Below are 11,193 nucleotides of genomic sequence, written 5' to 3'. Positions count from 1 at the left end.
CATAAATCTACCTTACTGCTAGCTTTGCTCGAGAACCAGACCGACTGTGATGTGTCAAAACGAGGGGCAAGGTGCCGAAAAAACGCTGTGAAATCATCACCGTGGACGCGCAGTCTCCTGACCGGGAGACGATTGACAAGGCCGCCGCTTTGATCAAAAGAGGCGGCTTTGTGGTTTTTCCCACCAGCACCTTTTACGGCCTCGGGGTCCAGGCCCTTGACGCCAATGTGGTTGACAGGGTGTTTCGAGTAAAAGAGCGCAGCCGGCAAAAACCCCTCCTTATCCTCATTGCCTCCATGGCTGACCTTGTCCCCCTGGTCCAGTCTGTCCCGAGGATGGCGACACTCCTGATCCAAGCCTATTGGCCGGGACATATTACCCTGGTTTTTCAGGCTACTGATGTCCTGCCGGGAAACCTCACCGGTTACACCGGCAAGATCGGCATCCGCCTTGCCAGCCATCCCGTAGCCTCTGCCCTGGTGAGGGCAGTGGGAAGCCCTATCACAGGAACCAGCGCTAATCTTTCCGGGAAAGCCGGTTGTTGTGAAGTGGCCGAGCTGGACCGGAAAATCATGGATCAGGTCGATCTGATACTGGATGCAGGCAGTCTTGGAGGAATAGGGGGGTCGACAGTCGTTGACGTGACAGTAGATCCACCAAAGATCCTCCGTGAAGGCGTTATCAGCGCTGAAAAGCTTAAGGCCCTATTGGAGGGTTTGAACCATGCCTAGCCTTCTCGGTTTTTCAAGAAATCGATGTACTTGTGTTGAGCAACTTGACGGTCAGACGATGAGGTCGTGGTGCCGACTGCAGGACACCTTGACGGATGCATTTGTTGAAATCATAGTCCGGCTGCCCGATCTTGAGATCACAGGCGCAAGAGGTGAAGTCCTCCGCAGTCACCAGGAAGAATGTCTGAAGCCGGCCGGATCCCTTGAGAAAATGGTTGGGGTTCGGATAGGACCCGGTATGCTGGAAATCATCAAGGGCCTCATGGGCAAAACCGAAGTTTGTAGCCAACTGACCTTTATGGTGGAGGAGTGCTGCCACAGCGTTATCTTGTCTCTCACCAAAGATGTGTTAAGCGCTGCGCCAACAGACAAGGAGGGCGCAAAGGATTTTTTTAGGGACATGGTCAAGGGAAATGCCAGATTGTACAATCGCTGCGCCGCCTTTGCCCCTGGGAGTCCGCTTGTGGAAGGTATTGAGAACTTGCAGAGTCAAGAAGAGACATGCTGAAATTCGTACGAAACAAGCTGGTAAGCGTTCAAAGAAAAGATCGGGACAACCTGCTTGTTCACGGCATCCTTGATGACGACATATACAGCCTGGAGCTCCGTGTCTCCGTAAGGATATCTGACCTGGAGATTCTTGCCATCCAAGGCAAATGGAATCGTTGGACCACGCCGGAATGCCCAAGGGCAATTCGTTTTCTTCAACAAGCCGTGGGGTATCATATTGAAGATGAAGGCTTTTCCCGGAAAATCCACAAGACTGTCGGTCGCAAGGCGTGCCGGCATCATGCAAACCTCCTCATAGAGTGCTGTGATGCTGCAAACCAGGCAGCCATGCTGGCCCGATGGGAGGATGAGAAGGCCAAGAATGAAAGCCTGACCCTTGAGCAATTTGTTAAGAACGACCTGAAAGATGGGCCGGAGCCCGCCCCTGTGAGCGCCATTATCAACCAGCAACGGCCCCTCCAAAAGGATCAAGACGCTTATGATACAGTAGAAAAGAACGTATCCGGGGGAATGATCATCGACTTGCACGCACACACCTGTCCGGCTTCTCCGTGCAGTTCAGTGCCTGTGGACCGCTTGATTGAAGAGGCCAAAGGGATCGGTCTGGACGGCATCTGTCTTACCGACCACAATTATGCATGGGAATCCGACCTCGTGGAAGATCTTAGGCAGAAACACGGATTCCTTGTCCTCAGGGGCAACGAGATTACCACCGATCAGGGCCACATGCTTGTCTTTGGCCTGGATAAGCCTATCAAGGGGATTATCAGACTGGAGGACCTCAGAGAGGATGCCTTAAAAGAAGATGGGTTCATAATTGTGCCCCACCCATTCAGGGGGTTCTTGACCTTTGGTGTGGGCCGCCTCGGACTGACCCCGGAAAAGGCCATGGAAAGACCCCTTTTCAAATGGGTCGATGCCGTAGAGGTCATGAACGGTAAAGTCACGGAAAAAGAGAATCGGTTTGCGTCAAAGGTTGCTGCCGGCCTGGGCCTTCCGGTCACAGGCGGAAGCGATGCCCATGCGATCGGTGAAGTCGGAGTCTACGCGACCCGGTTTTCTGAAGTCATCAAGGATGAGGGCGGCCTCATCAAAGCCCTGCAAAATGGAAGTTATGCACCGATCGCCTTCAGAAAGGAGCCCTTCTAATGGAAAAGGAGACTGATTGGGAAAAGCTGATCAGAAGGATGGAGCTTTTAATGAGGCTCAAGTCCTTTCCTGTGGCCTTTAAGATGCTGGAAAAACATGAAGACCTTGAAAAAATTCCGTTTTTGCGCAGGACAGAGCACAAGGTAACCCTTTGTCAACTGATTACGCTTGTCAGAAACTTTGACTGGACCGTGGGGGCAGAGCTTGACGATTTCGTGTTTCCGGCCTGTCCTTCTATCCTGGGTCTGACAGACACTCCGGATACTTACAAGGACGGCACGTTCCGAAGCATTGTCTGGGTCAAGACTAAGGAAGACGCCAGGAAATACGAGGCCTGTATCCCCCGCATCCCACTTGGAAAGTACAAGGCCGTGGCCATGGCCCCTCTGGTCTACAATCCCTTTGAACCTGAGATTGTCCTCATCTACGCCAATCCTGCTCAGATGATGCTCTTGATCAATTCGCTCCAGTTTGAAGACTATGAAGTCATGCAGTTCCATTGTGTGGGAGAATCCTCCTGCTCGGACGCCATCGCCAGGTGCTATTTGACCGGTAAACCTTCATTGACTATCCCCTGCTATGGTGAACGGCGCTACGGACACTGCCAGGATGAAGATCTGGTCATGGCCGTGCCGGCGCACATGATGGAAAAGGCCCTCCGGGGCATGGAGGCCCTCTATCGTAGAGGCGTTCGCTACCCCATCAGTTTCGCCGGCGCCGAGGGTGACGTGACGCCCCTGTTCCCACCTGCCTACAGCCGTCTGGAAGAATTTGCCAAGACCATCAGAGGCAAAGACAACCGTTTGCTCCTGGGCGTGACCGGAGGCATTGCCAGCGGAAAGACCGCCGTGTCCGATGTGTTACAGGAACTGGGGGTTCCCTTGATCGATTTTGATTTGATCGCAAGGCAGGTGGTTGAACCGGGAAGGCCGGCCTTTGAAAAAATCGTCGATTATTTTGGAAAGCAGGTCCTTAAGGAAGATGGCGCTCTGGACCGCAAAAAGCTCTCAAAAATCGTCTTTCGAGATCTGGAAAAAAGAAAGAAGCTCGAGGCTTATACGCATCCACCAATCTATGAAGAATTCTTGAAACAGGTAAATGAGATCGCGGAAAAGGACCCTGGCGCCATCATCCAGGTAGTGGTCCCACTCCTGATTGAGCTAAACTTGCAGTATATGTTTCATAAGCTCCTGGTTGTTCACATCCCACAGGAGCAACAGGTAGAGCGCCTGGCCAAACGGGACGGCATCAGTAAAGAGGAAGCAGCCAATATCCTCAAGGCGCAACTTCCCATAGACGAGAAAGTCGGGTATGCCGACTTTGTGGTACATAACGAAGGTTCTATTGAGGAAACCAGAAGACAGGTAGAGGATATTTGGGAAAGATTAAGGAAGCTTCAGAAAGAAGGCTCAACGTCGAAGTAGCAGCATTCTGACCAAGAGGCCCAGGCTTTGGTTATCCAGGGGGTGGTTTCTTGGAATTTCAATACCTGAGGAGGAACAGATGGCCTTAATGACACCGGAACAATTTGAGGAAAGCCTGAAAAAGCTGAAACCCAGGGTATTTATGAACGGCAAGCGGGTGGAGAACATCCTTGAAAACAGAAATACCCGAACCGTTGTGGAAGCCAACAAGGCCAGCTATGCCTGGGCCCTTGATCCCAGATACAAGGATATCATGACCTGCTACTCGCCCCTGATTGACGATGCGGTAAATAGATACACTCATGTAAGCGCCGGCACGGAAGACCTGGTAAAAAAGGCCGAAGCAGGCACCTTTACGGCAGAGATGCTCGGAACATGCATATATCGGTGTGCAGGATATGATGCCTTTCATTCCCTGGCCGGCACCACCTGGGAGATGGATCGCGATCTGGGGACAGAATACCACCCCCGGTTTCTGGAATACCTGAAGATGGTTCAAACGAAGGACCTCGCTGTTGCGGGGGCGCTTACCGAACCAAGGGGAAGTCGGAACAAGAAGACGCTGGACTGGCCTGATCCTTTTCTTTCGTTAAAGATTGTGGACAAGAACAAACAGGGTATCGTGGTGCGAGGGGCCAAGATAAATATCAGCGGGGCCTATGCCAGCCACGAGCTGGCGGTCTTGCCCCAGGCCGCCCATTTCGAGGGTGAAGAGGATTACGCTGTTGCATTTGCAACCCCTGTCGATGCCGACGGGATTACTTTTGTGTGTCAATACACCCCGTATTCCGCTGAAAGGGATATGGCCGAAGACATTGAGGAATTGGGGAACCCGGTTTTCGGCCAGCGTGAGACATCCATGGTAGTCTTTGATAATGTCTTTGTTCCCTGGGAACGGGTTTTTCACTGTGGAGAGTACGCGTATTCCGGAAAGCTCGTGAGCCGTTTTGCCAGGACCCATCGCATGACCTGCGGCGGGACCTGCAAAGTGGGTTTTATGAATCAGATCATCGGCGCCTCAAAACTCATTCAAGAATACAAAGGCCTGGAAAAGGCCACGCATATTAATGATCAATTGATGGAGATGGTGGTCTTAAGGGAGACAAGCCGGGCTTGCGGATTGGCGGCCGCGCACAAAGGCACTGAGGAACCCCCGGGTTCCGGTGTATTCTTGCCTGACGAAATCATGGGCAATGTTTCAAAATTAAATGTTTGCAATGCCTTCTGGAGGGTCATGGCCCTGGCCGGAGATATTGGCGGCGGTCTGATCGTCACACTTCCTTCCCTTAAAGAATTGAAAAACCCTGAGGTCAAAGACTTTGTGGAGGAATTCTACAGTTTTGGATCTGATGAGCCCACGGAAAATATCATGAAGGTCCACAAGCTCTTGCAGAACTGGACCGCCGGCCTTCACGGTGTGGGTACATGGCATGGCGCCGGACCGGTCATGGCCCAGAAGATCATGCTTCAGAGGGTGATCGATTACGAGCATGAAAAGAATCTCGTCAAACAGACATTAAAGCTCAAGGAAAAGAGAAAAGTAAAAGGTAAAGACTGACGGCTGGCTAGATAAGATAACGATGATATTCTTCACGAGGAGCGCTTAAGACCGTGAGTACGCTTGAACCCCCGGGGGCTTTTACTGAGACGCGGGCCGGCTGGCCATCCGGGGCTTTGCTGTGGGCTGCGCAAAGCGTGGCTGCCTCATGTACTATCTCTCCCGGGGCGCCATAGGGGATCAGCACAATCGGGCTTGGCATATCTGTCATGCGGAGTTTTATGTCTTTGCAAGGATCTGCAAAACTTGAGATCCGTTTATTGTCGTCCTTTGTGCGACCTACAATGACCTTGTGTTTCTCACGGAGACGAAAATGGCGGCCGTATTTTAGAAGCTCAAGGTCTCGCTCTTGACAATCATCCTGATGATCGAAGAGGTCCTTTAGACGTTTGCAAAACGCGGAATCCGTCAGAAGACATCCCCCGGCCGGAGCAGGACACTGCGTGACGCCAAAGGCCTCAGCCAGTTTTATCTGTTCCTTTCGCCCGCGCCCCGAAATGCCTAACAGACGCTCACGATCCACCAGGCCCAGTTCTTCGGGAATAGTAAGGGGGAGCAATTTGGCGCTTAGGGGGCGAAGGATGTAGCCATCAAAACCGGAGTTTTTCTCAACATAACGCAGCGAAGGTTTGGTCTGGGACATGGGCCGCTGGCCCACTACTTCACCGCTGAAAAGAAAATCAAACCCCTCTTTTTTCATGATCGATCCCGCAATCTGAAACATGAGGGCGTGACAATCCAGGCAGGGGTTCATGTTGGCGCCGTAGCCGCAGTTGGGATTCCTGAGCATCTCAATGTAGACGCCGGTAATGTTTTTCACCATAAGAGATATCCCTGTCATGCGGGCGGCTTCACGTGCCTTATCCGAGGCGAAAAACGGGGTTTCAAAGTTGATCCAGGCCACCTCGATGCCTTGATCCCTCAGAACGAGGGCAGAGAGAATGCTGTCAAGCCCGCCGGAGGTCAAGCCCAGGGCGCGAACGACGTTGGACTTGACTTGGCGCCCTGTCTTGGCAACCGGCTTTTTTTGCTGAGAGGTAGAAATCATGGCTGATAAAATTGCAAAAAAGCGTATCAGGCAAATTTTGGAGATCCTAAGGAACACCTATCCGAATGTCAAGACTGCCCTGGACCATAGAACCCCCCTGGAGATGCTGATTGCCACTATTCTTTCGGCCCAGTGCACGGATGCGCGCGTAAACGAGGTGACAAAGACCCTCTTTAAGAAGCTGCGAACTGCAAACGACTTTGCTGAAGTGCCGATCGAGGATCTAGAGGAAATGATCCGTCCCACGGGCTTTTATCGCAACAAGGCAAAGAGCATTAAGGCATGCTGCGCAGGGCTCATAGAGAAACATGGCGGCAAGGTCCCCGACAATCTGGAGACATTGGTTAGACTCCCTGGCGTGGGGCGAAAGACAGCCAACGTCGTGCTCGGAAGCGCTTTTGGGATACCCGGAATAGTCGTGGACACGCACGTAAAACGCGTGTCTAAGCGCATAGGCCTTACAAGGGAAAGCGATCCGGTCAAGATCGAGTTTGACCTCATGCCCCTGATTCCCAAGAAGGACTGGATAGACTTTTCACATCAAATGATCTGGCACGGGAGGCGTTTGTGCACAGCCCGCAAACCAAGATGTCCGGAATGCCCCCTGAGAAAGCTGTGTGATTATGGGTGCGAGATTTGAAATTGGCTTTTTCTTCTTGGGCAACGAGAAAGTAGGAAAATAGGAAATATCCAAATAAGCTTGGCCAAATGTCTTTTCTAAGCACTGTTCTTCTTCCTTCCTGACACAGGATAGCGGGCCTTTTCCGGAACACACGGTTGACACATATCGATTCGGCATGCTGTCAGTTTCCCATATCTCCTCTGTCTTTTCAATGTCTTCTGGTCTGAAAACAGGTGTTTTCGTCTCCAATATGACCATGTCCCCCCCAAAATAGGGTCTTTCTTGTCGGCAAATACAGTGATTACCCTATTTACCGGAGAGATAAAAACATGCATCCTGCCACGTGTGCAGGGGCGTTTTGTTCGGTGTATTCGCCGGTGTTTTTCCTGTCCTGGGAGGAAAAACAGCGCCCTATCAACCAACTTATGCGGAGGTAGATGATGGACACCAAGCACATCAAGAAGGTCCTGGCAACGTTCGGGCTTGCCGGTCTTATAGGCGGGGGCCGGGCTCTCGCTTCCTGGGTGCTCCTCTGGATGAAGTGGCACTGACACTGGTGAAGGTGGCGCCAAAAAGGAAAAATCCGGGCAAAGCGGCTGAAGTGGCAGTTCCGGTGCAGGTAGCACCGAGAAGGCCCCAGCCAAAAGTGGTTGAAGCTAGGACTTAGTGCAGGTAGCACTAATAGTGACGGCCGAGAAAAAACTCAGAAGGGCAACGATTCTTGTCGCCCATTTCCGGCTTAAGGAACCCTTAGCGGTTCAGAAATCGGTTTTGCCGATTCGTCGAGGCTCCCCATGACCTCTCCACTGTCCCAGGATCAGAAGGGGAAGTCGCTCGGGCGTCTAGACGACGAGGACCTGCTCTCAAGGGTGTACCCATCGTGTCGTTCCATGGTGGATGGGGATACCTGGGCGTGGATCCTTGCAACCTGTGCGCAAGATGCTGGGCCGGAGTCATTTCCCACTACCGTTTCACTCCAGCAGGGCGATGCTCGTGTGCCGGGATTCCTAGCCGAGCTCGCCCGCCTGGAGTGGATCCTCTACAAGCTTTCAACAGAGCAAGATGATATTCCTCGACAGACCGAGGAGATTGTCGTCAATCCCACCCTTCAGCTCCTTCAGCTTGCCTGGAAGCATCTGCCTTTCCTGCTAAAGGGGAAAAAACGACTTACCCCAAAAGAGCCGGAACCGGGCGAAGAATACGTGCTGGTCTGGCGGGATCCTGAAACAAGAAAGGTTAAGACCCAGGTCGCCACCGATGAAGATCTTCTTGTGCTTAAGGTGGTGGTCGAAGGGATCGATCCGGAAAAAGTGGCTGCAGCCGCTGCCTTGCCGGTAGGGGCCGTAGATGCCGCTATCAGACGAGGTGCTGCCAAGGGCCTTCTAATCGCCCCCCGGTCTCACATACGCAGAGACCCTGCAAGTTTTCCGGCGGCTGAACATCAGTACGAACGTTTCGTATCCTCCAGTTACTTCACGCTGCAGTGGCACGTCACCCAGGCGTGTGATCTTCACTGCAAGCACTGTTACGATCGGAGCAAGCGGTCGCCTCTGACGCCGGCACAGGGGCTTGAAATCCTCGACGATCTGAGGGCCTTTTGCAGAGACAAAAATGTAAGGGGGCAGGTATCATTTACCGGCGGTAATCCCCTGCTGTATCCTCATTTTTCAGACCTCTACAAGGCCGCCTCAGAAAGGGACTTGGCCGTGGCCATCCTCGGAAATCCGGCGCCGCGGGAACAACTTGAAGCCCTTTTGGCCATTCAGCGGCCGGTTTTTTTTCAGGTGAGCCTGGAGGGATTGGAAGAACACAATAATATGATTCGGGGGCCGGGGCACTTCCAACGGGTAATGAAATTCCTGAAACTGCTTCGCGATCTGGGTATCTCTTCCAAGGTCATGCTTACCCTTACCAAGGGGAACATGGACCAGGTTCTTCCCCTGGCAGAAATCCTTCGCGATTCGACCGATGATTTTACCTTCAACCGCCTTTCCATGGTTGGAGAAGGGGCCAACTTGCAGCCCCCCTCCCGGGAAAACTTTGCGGAATTTCTGAAAACATACATGAAGGCGTCTGAGCATAATCCCATCATGGGTTGGAAGGATAACGTCATTAATATTGTATGCCACGAAAATGGCTTGGAACCTTTTGGCGGATGTACGGGGTACGGCTGTGGCGCAGCGTTTAATTTCATGGCCCTCCTTTCCGACGGGGAGGTCCACGCCTGCCGAAAGTTTCCTTCACTCATTGGAAACGCCTTTAAGGAAAGTCTGACCGATATCTACGATTCCGAGGAGGCCCGCCAATACCGTTCCGGCCCTCGTAGCTGCCAAGGTTGCCCCATCCGACTCGTTTGCCGGGGCTGCCTTGCGGTGGCCTACAGCCACGGCCTGGATGTGTTTGAGGACCGGGATCCCTACTGTTTCATGGCGTTTTCGTAGAGGAGGAAATGAGGGGACATCCCCTAAGTGGTAGCAGGATGACCCTCAAAATCTCGGGAGAAAAACCACATTTACTTCCGTCGTCGATAAGGAATCCCCAGTTTGTTCATCCTCTTTCTGAGGGTATTAGGATGGATGTCAAGCAGCTCTGCGGCACCCTCCGGTCCGTTGATTTTTCCTTTGGCCAGCTCCAGCGCCCGCCTGATATGCCGTGCGTTCATTTCATTCAAGGTGAGTATATCCCCATTCCCATCTTGTGTCTTCGCCCGCCCATGTCGCCCTTTTCGGGTCATGATCAAGTGATCAAAGTCAAGAGGCCCGTGGGGGTGCTGAATCAAGGAACGCTCCACAACGTTTTCCAGTTCTCGGACATTGCCAGGCCAATCATACGCCATAAGCCGGTCGAGGGCTCCGGCCGCAAGCCTTGGCCTTTCATGGATTCTGAGGTCTATTGACTTTCGTTCAATGAAGTAGTGCACCAAGGCCGGGATATCCTCTTTCCGCTGCCTCAGTGGGGGGATCATGATGGGAAAGACATTAAGGCGAAACCACAGATCTTCACGGAACTGCCTTGCCTTGATCATTTCCTGGAGGTCTCTGTGGGTGGCCGAAATGATGCGGATATCGATAGGAATCGATTTGGTGCCGCCCACCCGTTCGATCTCTCTGTTCTGCAGCACGTGCAGCAGCCGAACCTGAGCCTGGAGAGGGAGTTCGCCGATTTCATCGAGAAAGATGGTGCCCTTATCGGCCCGTTCAAAGCGGCCTCTTTTCTGGGAAATGGCCCCGGTAAAGGCACCCTTTTCATGGCCGAAGAGTTCGCTGTCCAGAAGGTTTTCAGGGATGGCACCACAGTTTACCTTGATGAAAGGGCCATCCTTTCTGGGGGAGGAGTAATGAAGAGCGGTGGCAATGACCTCTTTGCCTGCTCCGGTTTCTCCGAGCAGCAATACGGGGCTCTCCAGAGGCGCTACCTGCCGAACCAACATTATGACCTGTCTCAGCCCAAAATCGGCCCCCACAATTTCTGCACCTGAAAGTTGTCTCAACTCCCGTTGGAGATAACGGTTGTCATCGGCCAGCATGTCTTTGAGTTTCAGGACTTCCTGGTGCTTCATGGCGTTGACCATGGCCACGGCAAAGGGCTCGTTTAGCAGGAGGACCAGTTCGCCGTGTCGCTCTTCATACTGGCCCGTGCCTTTGGCCATCAAGGAGAGGGCTCCGACCCTTTTGCCTTCCAGTTCCAGATGCATGGACATCATGGAAACATCCAGGCTTTTGCCGAGGCGCTTGAAGACCATTCGAATATCCGGATCCTTGTCGGGCTGGTTAATGATTTTCAGCTTTTCGCCGAAGACCCACTTGGCAGCCCTTTCATCCCTTCCTTCTTCCGGGAGCTGGACGATCTTGCCCAGGTCTTCCCACCCTTCCGATCTCACTGCGGCGATGAACTGCACCACGTTGAGTTCAGGATCCAACAAGTCAAGGCTCATGTGGTCCACCGGCAAAAAGCCCTGAACATAGCGGAAAGACCGCTCCAACGCGGCCTCAATGTCAAGACTTCCGCAGATCCGGATGACGGCCTGACGAAAGAATTCGTTTTTGTCTACGTTCATGATGCCCCCTGGATATTCTATATAGCGAAAGCGCAATTGGGTAGGTAGTCAGCAAATGGGGCTGTGCGGGCCGTAGAGGGGGTCTGGCGGGACT

10 protein-coding genes are annotated in these 11,193 nt (G+C 52.8%); 8 read left to right on the top strand and 2 right to left on the bottom strand.

Going from position 1 to position 11,193, the window contains the following annotated elements; translation table 11 throughout:
- Nucleotides 1–71: 71 nt before the first annotated feature.
- The 5 genes from JW883_06565 (at nucleotide 72) to JW883_06545 (ending at nucleotide 5,372) form a co-directional block, all read left to right on the top strand.
- Nucleotides 72–731 (top strand): threonylcarbamoyl-AMP synthase, encoded by a 660-nt coding sequence (locus JW883_06565; GenBank protein MBN1841928.1) that lies wholly within the window; start codon nucleotides 72–74, stop codon nucleotides 729–731.
- Entirely contained in the window at nucleotides 724–1,239 is a 516-nt protein-coding gene (locus tag JW883_06560; GenBank protein ID MBN1841927.1) for a DUF2889 domain-containing protein, read from the top strand. The genes JW883_06565 and JW883_06560 overlap by 8 nt, the downstream gene beginning before the upstream one ends.
- Entirely contained in the window at nucleotides 1,233–2,390 is a 1,158-nt protein-coding gene (locus JW883_06555) for a PHP domain-containing protein (protein ID MBN1841926.1), read from the top strand. Before JW883_06560 ends, JW883_06555 begins: the two co-directional genes overlap by 7 nt.
- On the top strand, nucleotides 2,390–3,814 hold the full coding sequence (locus JW883_06550; protein MBN1841925.1) for a dephospho-CoA kinase: 1,425 nt from the start codon (nucleotides 2,390–2,392) through the stop codon (nucleotides 3,812–3,814). The genes JW883_06555 and JW883_06550 overlap by 1 nt, the downstream gene beginning before the upstream one ends.
- A gap of 79 nt (nucleotides 3,815–3,893) precedes the next feature.
- The gene (locus JW883_06545) at nucleotides 3,894–5,372 is read left to right on the top strand and encodes an aromatic ring hydroxylase (GenBank protein ID MBN1841924.1); all 1,479 of its coding nucleotides are present in this window, start codon (nucleotides 3,894–3,896) and stop codon (nucleotides 5,370–5,372) included.
- A 7-nt stretch (nucleotides 5,373–5,379) separates the two neighbouring features.
- Here the strand turns inward: JW883_06545 and JW883_06540 are convergent, their stop codons facing one another.
- A complete protein-coding gene (locus tag JW883_06540) occupies nucleotides 5,380–6,420 on the bottom strand; it encodes a tRNA 4-thiouridine(8) synthase ThiI (GenBank protein MBN1841923.1) in 1,041 nt (346 codons plus the stop codon).
- Here JW883_06540 and nth point away from each other — a divergent pair.
- The 3 genes from nth to sbtM all read left to right on the top strand — a co-directional run bounded on the left by nth (nucleotide 6,419) and on the right by sbtM (nucleotide 9,483).
- Nucleotides 6,419–7,060 (top strand): endonuclease III, encoded by a 642-nt coding sequence (gene nth / locus JW883_06535; protein MBN1841922.1) that lies wholly within the window; start codon nucleotides 6,419–6,421, stop codon nucleotides 7,058–7,060. The genes JW883_06540 and nth overlap by 2 nt on opposite strands.
- Before the next feature lie 419 nt (nucleotides 7,061–7,479).
- The gene (sbtA, locus tag JW883_06530) at nucleotides 7,480–7,593 is read left to right on the top strand and encodes a selenobiotic family radical SAM modification target peptide (protein ID MBN1841921.1); all 114 of its coding nucleotides are present in this window, start codon (nucleotides 7,480–7,482) and stop codon (nucleotides 7,591–7,593) included.
- Nucleotides 7,594–7,836: 243 nt separating this feature from the next.
- A complete protein-coding gene (gene sbtM, locus JW883_06525) occupies nucleotides 7,837–9,483 on the top strand; it encodes a selenobiotic family peptide radical SAM maturase (protein ID MBN1841920.1) in 1,647 nt (548 codons plus the stop codon).
- Nucleotides 9,484–9,554: 71 nt separating this feature from the next.
- Here sbtM and JW883_06520 read toward each other — a convergent pair whose 3' ends face one another.
- Nucleotides 9,555–11,099, bottom strand: coding sequence for a sigma 54-interacting transcriptional regulator (locus JW883_06520; protein ID MBN1841919.1), 1,545 nt, complete (start codon nucleotides 11,097–11,099; stop codon nucleotides 9,555–9,557).
- Nucleotides 11,100–11,193: the final 94 nt, after the last annotated feature.

The sequence above is a fragment of the Deltaproteobacteria bacterium genome, from assembly GCA_016930875.1.
Taxonomy (GTDB): domain Bacteria; phylum Desulfobacterota; class Desulfobacteria; order Desulfobacterales.
Note: the sequence above shows the minus strand (reverse complement) of the source record. Positions and strands in the feature narration are given on the sequence as shown.

Coding starts and splice junctions, on each gene's coding strand:
- JW883_06555 (MBN1841926.1), top strand. CDS start 1,233: ATGCTGAAATTCGTACGAAACAAGCTGGTAAGCGTTCAAAGAAAAGAT.
- JW883_06520 (MBN1841919.1), bottom strand. CDS start 11,099: ATGAACGTAGACAAAAACGAATTCTTTCGTCAGGCCGTCATCCGGATC.
- JW883_06560 (MBN1841927.1), top strand. CDS start 724: ATGCCTAGCCTTCTCGGTTTTTCAAGAAATCGATGTACTTGTGTTGAG.
- sbtA (MBN1841921.1), top strand. CDS start 7,480: ATGATGGACACCAAGCACATCAAGAAGGTCCTGGCAACGTTCGGGCTT.
- JW883_06545 (MBN1841924.1), top strand. CDS start 3,894: ATGGCCTTAATGACACCGGAACAATTTGAGGAAAGCCTGAAAAAGCTG.
- JW883_06540 (MBN1841923.1), bottom strand. CDS start 6,420: ATGATTTCTACCTCTCAGCAAAAAAAGCCGGTTGCCAAGACAGGGCGC.
- JW883_06550 (MBN1841925.1), top strand. CDS start 2,390: ATGGAAAAGGAGACTGATTGGGAAAAGCTGATCAGAAGGATGGAGCTT.
- nth (MBN1841922.1), top strand. CDS start 6,419: ATGGCTGATAAAATTGCAAAAAAGCGTATCAGGCAAATTTTGGAGATC.
- sbtM (MBN1841920.1), top strand. CDS start 7,837: ATGACCTCTCCACTGTCCCAGGATCAGAAGGGGAAGTCGCTCGGGCGT.